This window comes from Novosphingobium indicum, assembly GCF_014645195.1.
Lineage (GTDB): Bacteria > Pseudomonadota > Alphaproteobacteria > Sphingomonadales > Sphingomonadaceae > Novosphingobium > Novosphingobium indicum.
In genome coordinates this window covers 218847-234127 of the sequence record NZ_BMLK01000001.1, presented here as the reverse complement: position 1 = coordinate 234127, position 15281 = coordinate 218847, and the positions used below count along the sequence as shown (strand labels likewise).

The 15281-nt window shown below is 64.3% G+C and carries 18 protein-coding genes; 7 read left to right on the top strand and 11 right to left on the bottom strand.

The genetic code is table 11. From position 1 onward, the window contains the following. Window positions 1-9 precede the first annotated feature (9 nt). The 6 genes from IEX64_RS01160 to IEX64_RS01135 all read right to left on the bottom strand — a co-directional run bounded on the left by IEX64_RS01160 (window position 10) and on the right by IEX64_RS01135 (window position 5905). Window positions 10-963, bottom strand: coding sequence for a ParB/RepB/Spo0J family partition protein (locus IEX64_RS01160; RefSeq protein WP_188817402.1), 954 nt, complete (start codon window positions 961-963; stop codon window positions 10-12). Then, entirely contained in the window at window positions 960-1736 is a 777-nt protein-coding gene (locus IEX64_RS01155; RefSeq protein ID WP_188817400.1) for a ParA family protein, read from the bottom strand. The genes IEX64_RS01160 and IEX64_RS01155 overlap by 4 nt, the downstream gene beginning before the upstream one ends. Continuing rightward, window positions 1733-2374 (bottom strand): 16S rRNA (guanine(527)-N(7))-methyltransferase RsmG, encoded by a 642-nt coding sequence (rsmG, locus tag IEX64_RS01150; RefSeq protein ID WP_188817398.1) that lies wholly within the window; start codon window positions 2372-2374, stop codon window positions 1733-1735. Before rsmG ends, IEX64_RS01155 begins: the two co-directional genes overlap by 4 nt. Continuing rightward, window positions 2371-4218, bottom strand: a complete 1848-nt coding sequence (mnmG, locus tag IEX64_RS01145; RefSeq protein WP_188817396.1) for a tRNA uridine-5-carboxymethylaminomethyl(34) synthesis enzyme MnmG — start codon at window positions 4216-4218, stop codon at window positions 2371-2373. The genes rsmG and mnmG overlap by 4 nt, the downstream gene beginning before the upstream one ends. A 94-nt stretch (window positions 4219-4312) precedes the next feature. Beyond that, window positions 4313-5590, bottom strand: a complete 1278-nt coding sequence (gene mnmE, locus IEX64_RS01140) for a tRNA uridine-5-carboxymethylaminomethyl(34) synthesis GTPase MnmE (protein WP_188817394.1) — start codon at window positions 5588-5590, stop codon at window positions 4313-4315. 39 nt (window positions 5591-5629) lie between these two features. Beyond that, window positions 5630-5905, bottom strand: a complete 276-nt coding sequence (locus tag IEX64_RS01135; protein ID WP_188817392.1) for a DUF6489 family protein — start codon at window positions 5903-5905, stop codon at window positions 5630-5632. Between the two features lie 119 nt (window positions 5906-6024). Between IEX64_RS01135 and IEX64_RS01130 the strand changes: the two genes are divergently transcribed. The 3 genes from IEX64_RS01130 to IEX64_RS01120 are packed head-to-tail and all read left to right on the top strand — an operon-like array spanning window position 6025 to window position 9315. Beyond that, entirely contained in the window at window positions 6025-6726 is a 702-nt protein-coding gene (locus tag IEX64_RS01130) for a dienelactone hydrolase family protein (protein WP_188817390.1), read from the top strand. A gap of 6 nt (window positions 6727-6732) precedes the next feature. Next, window positions 6733-8319, top strand: a complete 1587-nt coding sequence (locus tag IEX64_RS01125; protein WP_188817388.1) for an FMN-binding glutamate synthase family protein — start codon at window positions 6733-6735, stop codon at window positions 8317-8319. 27 nt (window positions 8320-8346) lie between these two features. After that, window positions 8347-9315, top strand: coding sequence for a quinone oxidoreductase family protein (locus IEX64_RS01120; protein ID WP_188817386.1), 969 nt, complete (start codon window positions 8347-8349; stop codon window positions 9313-9315). A gap of 171 nt (window positions 9316-9486) precedes the next feature. Here the strand turns inward: IEX64_RS01120 and IEX64_RS01115 are convergent, their stop codons facing one another. The 4 genes from IEX64_RS01115 to IEX64_RS01100 all read right to left on the bottom strand — a co-directional run bounded on the left by IEX64_RS01115 (window position 9487) and on the right by IEX64_RS01100 (window position 11791). After that, window positions 9487-10014 (bottom strand): hypothetical protein, encoded by a 528-nt coding sequence (locus IEX64_RS01115; protein WP_188817384.1) that lies wholly within the window; start codon window positions 10012-10014, stop codon window positions 9487-9489. Between the two features lie 314 nt (window positions 10015-10328). Next, entirely contained in the window at window positions 10329-11129 is an 801-nt protein-coding gene (locus IEX64_RS01110; RefSeq protein ID WP_188817381.1) for a bifunctional sulfur carrier protein/thiazole synthase protein, read from the bottom strand. Window positions 11130-11178: 49 nt separating this feature from the next. Beyond that, window positions 11179-11403: a sulfur carrier protein ThiS gene (thiS, locus tag IEX64_RS24740; protein ID WP_188817380.1), complete on the bottom strand. Its 225-nt coding sequence runs from the start codon at window positions 11401-11403 to the stop codon at window positions 11179-11181. A 16-nt stretch (window positions 11404-11419) separates the two neighbouring features. Continuing rightward, a complete protein-coding gene (locus IEX64_RS01100) occupies window positions 11420-11791 on the bottom strand; it encodes a MerC domain-containing protein (protein WP_188817378.1) in 372 nt (123 codons plus the stop codon). Between the two features lie 126 nt (window positions 11792-11917). Here IEX64_RS01100 and IEX64_RS01095 point away from each other — a divergent pair, with 126 nt between their 5' ends. The 4 genes from IEX64_RS01095 (at window position 11918) to rpsI (ending at window position 14474) form a co-directional block, all read left to right on the top strand. Beyond that, on the top strand, window positions 11918-13012 hold the full coding sequence (locus IEX64_RS01095) for a COX15/CtaA family protein (protein WP_188817376.1): 1095 nt from the start codon (window positions 11918-11920) through the stop codon (window positions 13010-13012). Next, a complete protein-coding gene (gene cutA, locus IEX64_RS01090) occupies window positions 13009-13326 on the top strand; it encodes a divalent-cation tolerance protein CutA (protein WP_188817373.1) in 318 nt (105 codons plus the stop codon). Before IEX64_RS01095 ends, cutA begins: the two co-directional genes overlap by 4 nt. 153 nt (window positions 13327-13479) lie before the next feature. Continuing rightward, on the top strand, window positions 13480-13959 hold the full coding sequence (gene rplM, locus IEX64_RS01085) for a 50S ribosomal protein L13 (protein ID WP_188817371.1): 480 nt from the start codon (window positions 13480-13482) through the stop codon (window positions 13957-13959). Next, on the top strand, window positions 13959-14474 hold the full coding sequence (gene rpsI / locus IEX64_RS01080; protein ID WP_188817369.1) for a 30S ribosomal protein S9: 516 nt from the start codon (window positions 13959-13961) through the stop codon (window positions 14472-14474). The genes rplM and rpsI overlap by 1 nt, the downstream gene beginning before the upstream one ends. A gap of 82 nt (window positions 14475-14556) precedes the next feature. On the opposite strand, the gene IEX64_RS01075 is transcribed toward rpsI, so the two are convergent. Beyond that, window positions 14557-14961 (bottom strand): nuclear transport factor 2 family protein, encoded by a 405-nt coding sequence (locus IEX64_RS01075; RefSeq protein WP_188817367.1) that lies wholly within the window; start codon window positions 14959-14961, stop codon window positions 14557-14559. Between the last annotated feature and the right edge of the window lie 320 nt (window positions 14962-15281).

The window sequence follows — 15281 nt, the reverse complement described above, 5'->3', positions numbered from 1 at the left end:
ATAAATCAGTTAGATAGAGCCTCCCGTCAGGCGCTGGCAGATCAGGTCGAGCTGATCGAGCGTGGTATAGCGGATCGTCACCGCGCCCGACTTGGGATCGGCATCGGCATTGATCTTTACCGGCAGACCGAGGAACTCCTCAAGGTGGCTCTGCACGGCGGCAATGTCCGCGTCGTCGGCGGGATTGCGCGCCGTGCGGGCACGGCGCGGCGCGGCATCGCCCCGCTGCTTCTTGCGCACCTGCTTTTCGACCTCGCGTACCGACATCTGCTTGGCAATCGCGGCCTCGGCGATTTCCTCGGCATCGTCGCAGCCGATCAGCGCGCGGGCATGGCCCATCGACAGATCACCCTTCTCGACGAAGTTGATCACCCCTTCGGGCAGCGCGAGCAGGCGCTGGAAGTTCGCGACATGGCTGCGGCTCTTGTCGACCATCCGCGCGATCTCGGCCTGCGTCATGCCTTCCAGCTCGGCCAGCCGGTTGTAGGCCCGCGCTTCCTCGATGGGATTCAGATCTTCGCGCTGCAGGTTCTCGATCAGCGCCAGCGCCATGACGTCCCGCTCGGACAGATCACGGACGAGCGCCGGGATCTCGTGCAGCCGCGCTTTCTGCGCCGCCCGCCAGCGGCGTTCACCGGCGACGAGCTGGTAACGCCCATTATCGGTAGGCCGAACAATAATCGGCTGGATCACCCCGCGCTGCGAAATCGAGGCCGCCAGTTCCTCCAGTGCGTTCTCGTCGAAGATGCGGCGCGGCTGATCGGGGTGCGGCGTGATGTCGGCAATCGCCAGCGTCATCAGCCCGGTGGCGCGTGCAGACGCGGAGGCGCCTTCACCCGAGGGCGCCTGTGCCAACGGCTCCTCGCGACGCGATTCGCCCAGGAGCGCACCGAGCCCCCGGCCCAGCCCCTTCGACTTCTGACGCGACGGGGCGTTCGTGCGGGTGACCGATTCGTCGCTCATGCCGCTTTCCTCTTCTCGGGCAGACGGGTGATCAGTTCGCGCGCCAGCGCCATGTAGGCCCGGCTGCCTGCACAGGCGTGATCATAGATCAGCGCGGGAACGCCATGGCTGGGCGCTTCGGACAGACGCACGTTGCGCGGAATGGTTGTTTCGAAGACGAGCTGGCCCAGACACGAACGCACGTCCTCTGCCACTTGGTCGGTCAGGCGATTGCGGCGGTCGAACATGGTCAGCGCGATGCCGATGATGCCGAGATCGGGATTGAAGCGTTGCTGCACCCGGTCGACCGTCTGGAGCAACTGGCTCAGGCCTTCGAGCGCGAAAAACTCGCACTGCAGGGGCACCAGCAGCGTGTCGGCGGCTGTCAGGGCATTGAGCGTCAGCAGGCCTAGCGAAGGCGGGCAGTCGATCAGGCAGACGTCGTATCCTAGATCGCCCCGTAGCGCGCCCTGCAGACGGTGGGCGCGATCGTCCTCGTTGACCAGTTCGACTTCGGCGCCGGACAGGTCGACCGTAGCAGGGAGTAGATCGAGACCCGGAATGCGCGTCGGCATCACGCAATCGGCAACCGGCGTCCGATCGACTAGCACATCGTAGGAAGAGGCATCGCGCTCGGATGAGGACACGCCGATCCCGGTGGAAGCGTTACCCTGCGGATCGAGATCGATCATCAGGGTCTTCCAGCCTGTCGCGGCAAGCGCAGTCGAGATGTTGATGGCGGTCGTCGTCTTCCCGACCCCGCCCTTCTGGTTGGCAATGGCAATCCGGATCACTTGGTCTTGTCCTTCCTGCCGGCGAGTGTGCCGACAATAATGCCTGCCTGCGGGTCCGTCAGGGACTGTTCCACGTGGAACACATGCCGCCACTTGCGAAGGTCATCCAATTCTTGCTGCGCGGAGCGCCCTTTGGGCAACAGCCAGATGGTGTCAGCTGTGGAAAATCGTGCTGATAGTGGCAGCAAACGATCCAAAGGTGCAAATGCGCGTGCCGATATGACTGCAACCTGACGTGTTTCGACCATTTCGAGGCGTTGGCCGAGCACTTGCGCCTTGTCCAGACCCATGGCGATTCGCGCGCGGTCGAGCCATTCGATTCGCCGTTTGCGCGATTCGACCATGAGCACTTCGCATTCGGGCCGCAGCGCGGCGATGACGAGGCCGGGAAATCCCGCTCCCGTTCCAAGGTCGAGCCATCGACCTGGCGTTTCACGTGGAACATGCGGCAGGAGCTGGGCGCTATCGACGATGTGCCGCAACCAGACCTGATCAAGGCTTGTCGCCGAGACGAGGTTCTGGCGCTGGTTCTCTTCGGCCAGCATAGCGCAGAGCAGTTCCAGCCGCTCGAGCGCCGCACTGTCGCATTCGGGCAAGGCCTGCAGCCAGGCGCGTGCCTCTTGCTCGGATTCGATCACGCGGCCTCCCGCCGGGCATGGACCAGCAGCGCCGCCAGCGCCGCGGGGGTGATACCGGGGATGCGCCCTGCCGCTGCCAGAGTTGCCGGCCGAGCCTTGCTCAGCCGCTCGACCATTTCTCGTGACAGGCCGGGGATCGCCTCATAGGGGAAACGATCCCCCAGCGGCAGGGCCTCACTCGCGCGCAGGTCACGCAGCTCGCGCTCCTGCCGTTCAAGGTAAGGGGCATAGGCCGCGTCCTCGGCCATCTCCTCGGCAAGGTCACGATCCGTGAGGAGGTCGTCTTCAAGCCATGGGGTCAGCCCTTCGAGGTCGACACCACCGAAGCGGAGCCACTCGCGCAGCGGAAGGCGCCCGGCATCAGTGCGCACCGGCAGGCCGGCGTTGGCCAGATCGTTCGCGGAGACCGGCATATCGAACGCTGCGCCCAACGCCTGCTTCGCCTGCTCACGTCGTACGAACCAGGCCTTGCGCTCAGGGCCGACCGTCCCGGCTTTCAGCGCCAGGGGCGTGAGCCGGCTCGTGGCGTTGTTGGCGCGGAGACGCAGCCGGTACTCGGCCCGCGCAGTGAGCATGCGGTAGGGTTCGCTCACGCCATGCAGCGTGAGGTCGTCGATCATCACCGCCATGTAGCTGTTGGCCCGGTCGATCGCAGCGGCTTCGCGGCCCAGCACTTCGGCAGCCGCGTGCATGCCGGCAACCAGCCCTTGCGCAGCGGCCTCCTCGTATCCGGTGGTGCCGTTGATCTGGCCCGCGCAAAAAAGGCCGGGCATTTCGCGCAGCTCAAGGGTGGTGCGCAGTGCGCGCGGATCGATGTGATCGTACTCGACGGCATAGCCCGGCACGACCATCTCGACCGTCTCCAGCCCTTCCATGGTGCGCAGCATGGCAAGCTGCACGTCTGCGGGCAGCGATGTGCTGATACCGTTGGGATAGACAAGGTGCGTGTCGAGACCCTCAGGCTCGAGGAATATCTGGTGCCCGTCACGGTCGGCGAAGCGGTGGATCTTGTCCTCGATCGAAGGGCAGTAGCGCGGCCCCTGCGCGCCGATCGCGCCCGAGAAGAGCGGCGAGCGATGGAGATTGTCGCGGATGACATCGTGGCTGTGCGGGTTGGTCCGGGTGATCGCGCAGAAGACTTGCGGATTGATCCGGCGCGTCCCCATGGCGGACATCGTCCACATCTCACCATCGGAAGGCTGCTCGCCGAGCCGGGCCCAATCGATAGTGCGGCCATCGAGGCGTGGCGGGGTCCCGGTCTTGAGGCGTGCCATCGGCAGTTCGGCCTCGCGCATCTGCTCGGCCAGCCGCTGCGCCGAGGCCTCGCCGATACGGCCACCGACAATACGCTCCTCGCCCCGAAACAGAGTGCCGCCGAGGAAAGTGCCGGTACACAGCACGACGGCTTGAGCCATCAGCCGCGTGCCATCGGCGAGGTCGATGCCGACCACCCTGCCCCCGTCGAACGCCAGCGCCGCCGCTTCGCCGGCCACGAGCGTCAGGTCTCCCTGCTCCTTCAGCAGTCTTTGAATGGCCGCCTTGAACAGCTTGCGGTCGGCCTGCACGCGCGGGCCCTGCACCGCGCTGCCTTTCGAACGGTTGAGCATGCGGTAGTGGATTGCGCCCGCATCTGCGGCCCGGCCGATCAGTCCATCGAAGGCGTCGACCTCGCGCACGAGGTGCCCCTTACCCAAACCACCGATTGCGGGGTTGCAGCTCATCGCCCCGATGGCATCAAGATCGAAGCTGACGAGCGCGACGCGCGCGCCCATGCGCGCGGCAACAGCCGCCGCCTCGCAGCCGGCATGGCCGCCGCCGATCACGATCACATCGAAGGAATGCATACGCCGCCCTTACTCCAGAGCGAGATTCGCGTCAAAGCACCTTGGCACGTTTCACGTGAAACTTTGGCCTCTGACCTTCCGGTTGGGCCCCCAACTACTTCCCGATGCAGAACCGGCCGAACAGGGCGTCGAGCATGTCCTCGGTCGTCGCCCGGCCGATCAAGGCATCGAAAGCCACACGCACCAGACGCAGCGCCTCGGCCACCAGAAGGGGATCGGTCTCATCCCGGGCATCACGCAGCGCCGCTTCGGCCTGAACGAGCAAGGCATGCTGCCGCCTGTTGAGCGCGGCCTCACCGGGCCTGGGCATCGCCCGCCGGGCCGTCTCGATCAGATCGGTCCGCAGCGCGTCGAGCCCCTCACCCGTAACCGCCGACACCCGATGGCGCGGCGTCGATTTGGCACTGGCATCATCCCGGTCGGACTGGGCCGCAATCTCCCAAGCCGCGTCCGGCCCGTCCCCTTCCGGACCGAGCCAAAGGACCAGATCGGCCCCCTCCAGCGCAGCACGGGCGCGGGCGATCCCGATGACTTCGATCTCGTCGCCGGATTCGTCACGCAGGCCCGCCGTATCGGCAAATACGAAAGGCACGCCGCCGATGGCCACCGCGCGCGTCAGAACATCGCGGGTGGTGCCCGCCAGCGGTGCGGTGATGGCCGCCTCGTCCTCGACGAGCGCATTGAACAGAGTGCTCTTGCCGGCATTGGGCGGCCCCGCCAGCACCACCCGAAACCCCTCGCGCAAAGTTTCCGCGCGAGGCCGGGAAAGCCAATCGGACACCTCGCCGGCCAGCACATCGAGCCGCGCGATGAAGTCCGGCGGCAAATCGGCAACGTCATCCTCGTCGCCGAAATCGAGCACGGCTTCCACCGCCGCCGACGCCGCCAGTACCCGGTCGCGCCATTCTTCGATCTGCCGAGAGAAGGCGCCCCCTGCCATGGCAAGGGCAGCGCGGCGCTGCAGGTCGGTTTCTGCGGTGAGCAGATCGGCCAGTCCTTCGGCCTCGGCGAGGTCGATCCGGCCATTGGCGAAAGCGCGGCGGGTGAACTCTCCCGGGACAGCACGGCGCAATCCGGACAGGTCAGCCAGTGCGGCTTCCACCGCGGCGACGACCGCCCTGCCACCGTGGAGGTGTAGTTCGGCCAGATCCTCGCCGGTCGCCGTGCGCGGTCCGGGGAACCATAGCACCAGCGCCTGATCGAGCACTGTTCCACGTGGAACACGCAAGGTGCGGTAGCTCGCCATGCGCGGCTTCGGCAAGGCACCGGCCAGCGCCGCGAGCGCCTCCCCCGCTCGCGGCCCGCTGATCCGCACCACCGCTATGGCCGCAGGCGGAGACCCGCTCGAGAGCGCGAAAATCGTATCAGCCATGATGCTGCAACAGGCCCGCGTCGCGGAGCCGTCCCGAACTTACTTGTCGTTCTTGGGCTTGCCCGATGGCGAGTTGCCACCGCTCATCGCCATGGCCACACCGCTTTCGATGAACTGCTGGAACATCTTCAGGCCGAATTCGCCCATCGGCGCAATCTGCTTGGTGAGTTCCTGAAGCTGATCGAAATTGCCGGCGCCTTTCATAGCGTTGGTCAGGGCATCGACATAGACCTCGTTGGCCTTGGTTACATCGGGCAGACCAAGAAAACGCCGGGCCTCTTCAGGCGAACATTCGACCTCGACATTGACCTTCATTCAGCGTCTCCCGCGGGATTTCTTTGACATAGCTGACACATGCACTTCACAAAGTCCAATGCAAGTGCCTAACAAGCCTGAAACCCGATTCAGGCCAACCCGCTTCAGGAGAGACCCCCATGGCGACTACCAACACCGAAATCCCCACACTCGACGGTGACGGCATGATCCCGGCCTACGTGGCAAAGCCCGAAGGCACCCCCCGCGGGGCGATCATCGTGCAGCAGGAAGTGTTCGGCGTCGATCCCGGTATCCGCAAGAAGGCCGATGGCTGGGCCGCCAAGGGCTACCTCGCCGTCGCACCCGATGCCTTCTGGCGCCAGGAGCCGAGCGTCGAACTCGATGCCGACAAGCCCGAGGAATTCCAGAAGGCCATCGACTTCATGATGAAGCACGACTTCGATCTCGGTATCCGCGACCTCGAAGCGGTGATCCACTGGATCCGCCGCGAACAGGGTGTGCCCAAGGTGGGCCTCGTCGGCTACTGCATGGGCGGCAAGGTCGCCTACATGGTCGCCGCGCGCACCGACATCGATGCCACGGTCGGCTACTACGGCGTCGGCATCGACCAGATGCTGAATGAGAAGCACGCGATCGCCAAGCCGCTCATGCTTCACGTACCCACGGCAGACGGCTTCGTTCCGCCCGAAGCGCAGAAGGCCATGCACGAAGGTCTCGACGATCACCCGCGCGTGACGCTCTACGACTACGAAGGTCTCGACCACGGCTTTGCCGCCGAGATCGGGTCGCGCCGCGATGAGGCCGGCGCCAAGCTCGCCGACGAACGAACCGAAGCCTTCTTCAAGGAGCACATCGGCTAAGCCGCCATGTCGCTTATCCCGCGTTATGTCGTGCCGCTGGCGGTCGTGGTGCTCACGGCCGCCTGCTGGTTCGTCGCCCCCCTGCGCTGGGCGCTGGTGCTGTTCGTCCCGATCCTGCTGATCACGCTCTGGGACTTTCTTCAGAATCGGCATGCGCTGCGCCGCAACTATCCGCTGATCGCGCGCGTGCGCTGGCTCTTCGAGGACCTGCGCCCGTTCCTGCGCGCCTATATAGTCGAAAGCGACCGCGAGGGCCGTCCGTTTAACATCGATGAACGCGCCCTCGTCTACGCCCGCGCCAAAGGCGATATCTCGACTCATCCGATGGGCACCGAACTCGACGTCTATTCGGACGAGTACGAGTGGCTGGGCCATTCGATCGCCCCGAACGAGGATGCGCCCAAGAGCTGGCACGTGCGCGTCGGCGGCGAGGCATGTACCAAGCCCTACGACAGCGCCCTGCTCAACATCTCCGCGATGAGCTTCGGCTCGCTTTCCGCCAATGCCATCGAGGCCCTGAACAAGGGTGCGGCGATCGGCGGATTCGCGCACGACACCGGCGAAGGATCGATCAGCCGCTATCACCGCAAGCACGGCGGCGACCTGATCTGGGAACTGGGCAGCGGCTATTTCGGATGCCGCCACAAGGACGGCCGCTTCAATCCCGAACTCTTCGCGGAGCAGGCGCAGGACGACCAGGTCAAGATGGTCGAGATCAAGCTGAGCCAGGGCGCCAAGCCCGGACACGGCGGCATGCTGCCCGGCGCCAAGGTCACCGCCGAGATCGCGGCCGCGCGCAAGGTCGATGTCGGTGAGGACTGCATCTCGCCCCCGGCCCACTCCGCTTTTTCGACGCCGATCGAACTGCTGCAATTCGTGGCGCAGCTGCGCGAGCTGTCGGGCGGCAAACCGGCCGGCTTCAAGCTGTGTGTCGGCCAGCCGCACGAGATCATGGCTGTCGTGAAAGCCATGATCGAAACCGATATCACCCCGGACTTCATCGTCGTCGATGGCGCCGAGGGCGGAACCGGCGCCGCGCCGCAGGAGCTGACCGACAACGTCGGCATGCCCTTGCGCGAAGGTCTGATCCTGGTGCGCAACGCTCTGGTGGGCGCCAACCTCAAGCATCGCGTGCGCATCGGTGCCTCGGGCAAGGTCCATTCGGGCGCCGGCATGGCCCGCTCGTTCGCGCTGGGCGCGGACTGGTGCAATGCCGCGCGAGCCTTCATGTTCTCGCTGGGCTGCGTCCAGTCGATGAAGTGCCACACCGGCGAATGCCCGACAGGTGTCGCGACCCAGGTCGACTGGCGCCAGAAAGGCCTCGTGGTCGATGACAAGGCGGAGCGGGTCGCGCGCTTCCAGCACGAGACGCTGAAGTCGCTGCGCGAGATCGTCGTCGCCATGGGCTACGACAATCCCTGGCAGCTCACCCAGCACGACATGTACCAGCGCATCGACAGCGCCAAGGCCGGCCCGCTCGACGAAGTCTATCGCTTCGTGCAGCCGGGGCAGCTTTTGGAAGATCCTGAATCGACGCACTATGCACACGCCTGGCGCGTTTCACGTGCGGAAACTTTCCGCCGTGTGAATTAATATTATATTTCAAAGGATTGGTTGGATATGCCAGAGGGATACCGCATCATCGTGAAGACCCACGGCGGCCCGGAAGTCCTCGAACGGGAAGACTTCACGGTCCCCTCCCCCGGCACCGGTGAAATCCTGATCGAAACCGAGGCCGTGGGGCTCAACTTCATCGATACCTATTACCGCAAAGGGCTCTATCCCGATGCCCTGCCGATCCATCTGGGGTCCGAAAGCGTCGGGCGAATCGTCGCGCTGGGCGATGGCGTGAGCGGCTTTGCCGTCGGCGAGCGCATCGGCACCACGCAAAACGGCGGTGCCTATTCCACGCACCGGCTGATCCCCGCCGACAAGGCGATTCGGATCCCCGAAGGCGTGGCGCCGGAAACGGCCGCGGCGGTCATGCTCAAGGGGCTGACGGCCTGCTATCTGGCAGAGGACACCTTTCCCGCAGCCGTAGGCCAGACCGCGCTCGTGCACGCGGCGGCCGGCGGCGTGGGATCGCTGCTGGTCCCCTGGCTCGTCGACAAGGGCGTGACCGTGATCGCCCATTCGGGTACGGCGGAAAAGGCCGCACAAGTGCCCGCGCAGCATTCGCTCCATGTCTCTTTTGACGAGCTGTCCGAAGCGGTTCACGCCGTGACCGGCGGCGCGCTGTGCGATGTGGTCTACGACGGCGTCGGCGCGGCATCGTGGGAGGCATCGCTCGCTTGCCTGCGCCGCAGAGGCATGATGGTCAGCTACGGCAATGCCTCGGGCGCGGTCCCGCCGATCTCGCTGCTCGACCTGATGCGCGGCGGCTCGCTCTACACCACGCGCCCTACCCTCGCCGACTACATCGCGACGCCCGAGATGCTGGTGGCCAGTGCGAAAAAGCTGTTCGGTCGCATCGCCAGCGGCGTGCTCCAGCCGAAAATCGGCCAGACCTACAAGCTGGAAGACGCCGCCAAGGCGCACCGCGCGCTGGAGAACCGCGAAACGACCGGCTCGACCGTGCTGATCCCGTAAGCGGGCTTTCCTACCGACGGTGAGCCTGTCACCATCGGCGGGCTCCTTGTCATCGTCGGGAGAAACGCGAAACGCGCCGGTTCTTCACCAGCGCGTTTCTCATAATGCATTGAATTAAAACGCTATCCTTGAAACTTGCGCGTTGTCCACGTGGACAACGTTTGTGAAGTTTCAGGCGGCTTCCTTCTCGATGAATTCGGGATAGAAGCTCGGCTCGCGGGCCGACCAGCCCGGCGCCGTGGCAGCCGCTTCGCTGATCGAGTGGAGCAGCATCTTGCGGCGGTCCGGGCGGATCTGCGGCAGGGCCCCCGCCCCGCAGAAAGCGCCGGGAAGCCAGGGGCGGACCCAGGCACCGAGCAAACGCTCGTAAAGGAAGCGGAAGGCCGAGAAGCTGCTGAGCTTTTCCTGCGCAAGGTCGAAGGCGGCCATGCGGACCAGCTTGCCCATGAACACCTCGATGTCCTCGAAGCCGACGTCATCCGGGCTCATGACGCGCAGCGCCTTGAGATCCTGATAGGCAACGTACTGCTTGCGAATCGCTGCCGCTTCGGCTTCGTCGCGCGCCCAGAGCTTGAAAGCATCCTGACGGCCGAGACCGATGTCGAGGCTGCGCCGGATGTAGCGCTGCTCGCATGACGTGAAGCCCGCGAACTCGCGCAGTTCGCTGATCGTCAGAGTTGCTGTGCCCGCATAAGTCATGGCCGTGTACCCCCGTGACCTTCTTTAACTGTGACTCGAAGGAACCCCCCTTCGCGAGTCGCAGTTAACCATTCCGGCGGTTACGAAGCCGTTAACTATGCAAACGTTTGTGTACTACGTATATGGTAAGTATTTGGAAATAAAACGATTAACCATCGCATAGCGCGGAATTGCGCCAACGATCCCCGTTCGTGCGCGCTCAGGGCTTAACGCCGGTAGGCGACAGAACGCCTGTCACGTGCCCCGATGCACGCACAAATCCTAAGACTTTTGCGCGAGGGCGTTTACCAAAGCCCCCTGCCCGTTGCCGCGACTCAGATGAGTCCGGCAAGCGGGCTCGACGGATCGGCATAGCGCCGCGTCGCCATCCGGCCGGCCAGATAGGCATCGCGCCCCGCCTGCACGGACAGCTTCATGGCGCGGGCCATGCGAAGCGGGTCCTTCGCTTCGGCAATCGCGGTGTTCATCAGCACGCCGTCGCAGCCGAGTTCCATCGCGACCGCCGCATCGGACGCGGTGCCGACCCCGGCATCGACGAGCACCGGCACATTCGCCCCCTCGACGATCAGGCGCACAGTCACCTTGTTCTGGATGCCGAGTCCCGAGCCGATCGGTGCGCCCAGCGGCATGATCGCGACAGCGCCGGCTTCCTCGAGCTGCTTGGCGGCGATCGGATCGTCGACGCAGTAAACCATCGGCGCGAAGCCTTCCTTGGCCAGCACTTCGCAGGCCTTCAGCGTCTCGCGCATGTCGGGATAGAGCGTGCGGGCCTCGCCCAGCACTTCCAGCTTCACCAGATCCCAGCCGCCGGCCTCGCGCGCCAGCCGCAGCGTGCGGATCGCATCATCGGCCGTGAAGCACCCCGCCGTGTTGGGCAGATAGGTGATCTTCTTCGGATCGATGAAGTCGGTAAGCATCGGCGCCTTGGGATCCGAAATGTTCACCCGGCGCACTGCCACGGTCACGATCTCGGCTCCGCTCGCCTCCACGGCAGCCGCGTTCTGTTCAAAGTCCTTGTACTTGCCGGTCCCCACGATCAGGCGCGAGGTGAACGTGCGCCCGGCAACGGTCCAGGTGTCGGCGGTGGCGGCAGGGGTATCGGTCAAGGTTCGCATCCTTTCGGGAGCGCAGCGGTTCTAAGGGCGGGCGGGAAGCGCGGCGGGCTCAGCCGCCGCCTACGAAGTGGACAATCTCCAGCACATCGCCATCGGCAAGCGCCACATCGGCAAGCGTCGAGCGCGGCGCGATCTCGGCATTGTGCTCCACCGCGACCTTCTGCGGGTTGAGGCCAAGGCTTTCGACCAGATCGGCAATCGTCGCACCGGCAGCGATGCGGCGCATTTCGCCATTCACGGTCAGTTTGAGTTCGCCTGAGGTTTCCGGAGCCATGCCCCGCAGATAGCGTTCAGCAGGCCGCGTGCAAGTTCCGAATGTGCGCAAAAGCGACAAGCGAGACGCCCAGCACCGTCAGGACCGCCTCGGGAAGGCCGTGCCCCACGGCAATCGCCGCCGCCATGAGCGCCAGACCGAAACCGCCGAGCACCAGCGGACCGAGCCGCCCGTGACGCATGACGCCGAAGCCCAGCGAAACGAGGCCGACAGCCAGCGCCAAAACCAGACCGTAGCGGTGAATCGCAGGAGACATCAGCACACCGCCACCCAGTCCCAGAACGCCAACGAGGACCACGCCGAGCACGCAATGCACCATGCACAGGCCGCTCAGGAGAACCCCTGCCCGGTCCAGCCGGTCCCGAATCGCTATGATGGCGCTGCGCATGCGAGTGCAGATATGTAATGTTGTAACATCATTCAAGCCCGTCCCGCGCCGGAGCGTTCAAAATCACAGCCCTTGCACATTGCGCCGTGAAATCGCAGGAAATGCGTCCATGAAAGTCGAACACCCATGAAAGTCACCGACGGTCGCCCCCTGATCGGTACAACCGACGATATTACCCCCATGGTTCGCTGGCTTCAGATCGTGGCCGCGCTCGTCATCCTTATCGTTGCCGTGGGCGGGATTACCCGGCTTACCGAATCCGGCCTCTCGATCACGCAGTGGAAACCGATCACTGGCGCCATCCCGCCGCTGACCGATGCCCAGTGGCAGGCCGAATTCGCCGACTACAAGAAGATCCCGCAATATCTGGATATCAACGGTCCTGCCGGGATGACGCTGGCACAGTACAAGTTCATCTATTTCTGGGAATGGGTTCATCGCCTGCTCGCCCGGATCATCGGCCTGGCCTTCGCCCTGCCGCTGGCCTGGTTCTGGTACAAGCGCACGATTCCGCTGGGCTACAAGCCGCGTCTGCTCGCACTCCTTGCACTGGGTGGACTTCAGGGCGCCGTGGGCTGGTGGATGGTCTCTTCCGGGCTCACCCCCGAAGCGGCCGACCGCGTGAGCCACTTCCGCCTCGCCGCGCACCTGCTGGTTGCGCTTACGACGCTGGGCGGCCTCGTCTGGACCGCACTCGACCTCAAGAACCTGCGCGTCGGGGAACCTCCGGTGCACATCACGCGGTTCGGCGTCGTGACGCTCCTCGTTCTGCTTTTCCAGCTGCTCATGGGCGCCATGGTCGCGGGCATGCGGGCCGGTTATGTCGCCGGAGCCGGCTGGTTCAGCCTCGACGCCTGGCCGCTCATGCAAGGGCGTTTCTTTCCCGAGGGCGTCGATTGGTCCGGCGGGTTCTTCCATGCCCTGTTCAACGATCCCTATCTCACGCACCTCGTCCATCGCTGGTGGGCCTGGGTCGTGGTCGCCGTCCTGATCGTCATGGCCCGCCGCCTGCGCGACCGGCGCCAGCGCATCATTTCCGTTGCCATTCACATGGCATTCGGCCTGCAGATCGTTCTCGGCATCTCCACCATATGGTCTGGCGTCGCCCTCTGGCTCGCGGTCGCCCACCAGTTGTGCGGCGCGCTGCTGGTCGCCGCTACGGTATGGGGTGCGCACGCGCTCGGCCGGCGCGATCCGGTGAACCTGCTGAGCGCGCCATGACGCAAGCCGCGCTGATCTGGTGCCCCTTCCCCGACGAAGAGGCCGCGCTTGCAGCGATCAACACGCTGCTCGACGAACGCCTTATCGCGTGCGGAAACGTGCTACCGGCCATGACTTCCATGTTCGCATGGAACGGACACAAGGATATGGCGCGGGAGAACGGCGCCCTTCTGAAGACGAATGCCGATCTGCTGGAGCAGGCCATCGACCGGCTGGCCGACATCCATCCCTACGATGAACCGGCGGTGGTCGGATGGCACTGCGATTCGGCGGCAATGGGAACGCTCGATTGGCTGCGAGCCATCGCCGGATAGACTTTACGGTATTATATTACCTCTCTGGAAATCCGCAGTCAGCTTGACTTACACGCCTATTTCGACGATTTGCCCGCCTTCCCGTGCGGCGGGAGATTCGCGAATACATGCGATTCTCACGGCGTGCGCACGAAATTAAGGGATAGACCAGCCATGAAGGCGCTTACGAAGGTCACCCGGTCGATCAAACCGGCCGAGGTAGAAAAGAAGTGGCATCTGATCGATGCCGAAGGTCTGGTGGTTGGCCGCCTCGCGGTCGTGATCGCCGATCTGCTGCGCGGCAAGCACAAGCCGAGCTACACCCCGCACGTCGATTGCGGCGATCATGTCGTCGTCATCAACGCCGAAAAGGTCCGCTTCACTGGCAACAAGCTGAAGCAGCAGACCTACTACAAGCACACCGGCTACGCCGGCGGCATCAAGGAAATCACCGCGGACAAGGTTCTCGCCGGTCGCTTCCCCGAGCGCGTGCTCGAGAAGGCCGTTGAGCGCATGATCCCGCGCGGCCCCCTTGGCCGTGATCAGATGCGCGCCCTGCACGTCTATGCCGGTTCCGAGCACCCGCATGGCGGCACGCAGCCGGAGCCCCTCGACGTCGCTTCCATGAGCCGTAAGAACAAGGTGGGCGCATAATGTCCGAGAACGATACCGTTTCGAGCCTGTCCGACCTCAAGGACATCGCTGGCAACGCCCCCGAAGGCGAAACCGAAGTTGCTGCTCCCGTTTCCAACGCGCCGCTGCGCGAACAGGAAATCGACGCTCAGGGCCGCGCCTATGCAACCGGCCGCCGCAAGGACGCCGTTGCCCGCGTCTGGCTGAAGCCCGGCAGCGGCAAGGTCACCGTCAACGGCCGCGATCAGGAAGTCTACTTCGCCCGTCCGACCCTGCGCCTCGTCATCGCGCAGCCCTTCACGATCACCGGTCGTGAAGAGCAGTACGACGTCGTCGCCACCGTCAAGGGCGGTGGTCTCTCTGGCCAGGCCGGTGCCGTGAAGCACGGCATCTCGCAGGCCCTCAGCAAGTACGAGCCCGCCCTGCGCAGCACGGTCAAGGCTGCCGGCTTCCTCACCCGCGACAGCCGCGTGGTCGAGCGTAAGAAGTACGGCCGCGCCAAGGCCCGCAAGAGCTTCCAGTTCTCGAAGCGCTAAGCGTCTCGCGAGCTACGGCTTACGAAAAAAGGGTCGCGAGGCAACTCGCGGCCCCTTTTCTTTGCAGTGTGCCAGGCGCGGATCAGCCGGTACCCAGCACGGCATCGGCCAGCTTCGTGTCCAGATACTCCCGTACCGAAACGATCTTGCCCGCCTCGAGCCGGAAGACGAAGCAACAGTCATTGTTATAGCGCTGTCCTTCCGTGGTCATCGTATCGCCGCGCGCCAGCACCACGACGTGGTCGCCATCGGCCAGCACCAGTTCGAGCATGTTGAGATAGGGCGTGGCAAATCGTGCAAAGAGCGGCGCCATCAGGTCCTTCTGGACATTCGCGAGGCCTTTTGCCTCCTTCGACCAATGGCTGCTTCCCATCACCCGCCAGCTGATCTCGTCGGAGAACAGCGCCATGAAAGCGTCGGCATTACCCGTTTTCAGATCGTGAAAGGCCCGCGTAAGCGCAGCCCGGTTCTCCTCGGCAACTGACATCCCACTCTCCTTTTCGGACAAGTCTTCGCAGCTACGCGAATACCGATAGCCTCGAAACGGGAGGATAGATGACCTCTCAGGCGATTGCACCGAATCCGAATCAACAACGCGAATCGCGCCAATTCCAGTGCGCCAGGCAACAGCCATCAAGCCGATAACAAGGCCCGTTTCAGCCGAGCACGTCACTTCTGCAGAGCATGAAGACCGCAAGCGAACCACCTCATCGCATTATATACCATTGTTTTTACTCACTTTAATATCATAGCCTATTGATCAATACCTAGCATAAGAATGGTCACATGTATCGACATGTACCTCCT

Excerpts from the sequence above, each read along its gene's own strand:
- IEX64_RS01160 (WP_188817402.1), bottom strand. The coding sequence starts at position 963 with ATGAGCGACGAATCGGTCACCCGCACGAACGCCCCGTCGCGTCAGAAG.
- mnmG (WP_188817396.1), bottom strand. The coding sequence starts at position 4,218 with ATGCATTCCTTCGATGTGATCGTGATCGGCGGCGGCCATGCCGGCTGC.
- mnmE (WP_188817394.1), bottom strand. The coding sequence starts at position 5,590 with ATGGCTGATACGATTTTCGCGCTCTCGAGCGGGTCTCCGCCTGCGGCC.
- IEX64_RS01135 (WP_188817392.1), bottom strand. The coding sequence starts at position 5,905 with ATGAAGGTCAATGTCGAGGTCGAATGTTCGCCTGAAGAGGCCCGGCGT.
- IEX64_RS01130 (WP_188817390.1), top strand. The coding sequence starts at position 6,025 with ATGGCGACTACCAACACCGAAATCCCCACACTCGACGGTGACGGCATG.
- IEX64_RS01125 (WP_188817388.1), top strand. The coding sequence starts at position 6,733 with ATGTCGCTTATCCCGCGTTATGTCGTGCCGCTGGCGGTCGTGGTGCTC.
- IEX64_RS01120 (WP_188817386.1), top strand. The coding sequence starts at position 8,347 with ATGCCAGAGGGATACCGCATCATCGTGAAGACCCACGGCGGCCCGGAA.
- IEX64_RS01115 (WP_188817384.1), bottom strand. The coding sequence starts at position 10,014 with ATGACTTATGCGGGCACAGCAACTCTGACGATCAGCGAACTGCGCGAG.
- IEX64_RS01110 (WP_188817381.1), bottom strand. The coding sequence starts at position 11,129 with ATGCGAACCTTGACCGATACCCCTGCCGCCACCGCCGACACCTGGACC.
- thiS (WP_188817380.1), bottom strand. The coding sequence starts at position 11,403 with ATGGCTCCGGAAACCTCAGGCGAACTCAAACTGACCGTGAATGGCGAA.
- IEX64_RS01100 (WP_188817378.1), bottom strand. The coding sequence starts at position 11,791 with ATGCGCAGCGCCATCATAGCGATTCGGGACCGGCTGGACCGGGCAGGG.
- IEX64_RS01095 (WP_188817376.1), top strand. The coding sequence starts at position 11,918 with ATGAAAGTCACCGACGGTCGCCCCCTGATCGGTACAACCGACGATATT.
- cutA (WP_188817373.1), top strand. The coding sequence starts at position 13,009 with ATGACGCAAGCCGCGCTGATCTGGTGCCCCTTCCCCGACGAAGAGGCC.
- rplM (WP_188817371.1), top strand. The coding sequence starts at position 13,480 with ATGAAGGCGCTTACGAAGGTCACCCGGTCGATCAAACCGGCCGAGGTA.
- rpsI (WP_188817369.1), top strand. The coding sequence starts at position 13,959 with ATGTCCGAGAACGATACCGTTTCGAGCCTGTCCGACCTCAAGGACATC.
- IEX64_RS01075 (WP_188817367.1), bottom strand. The coding sequence starts at position 14,961 with ATGTCAGTTGCCGAGGAGAACCGGGCTGCGCTTACGCGGGCCTTTCAC.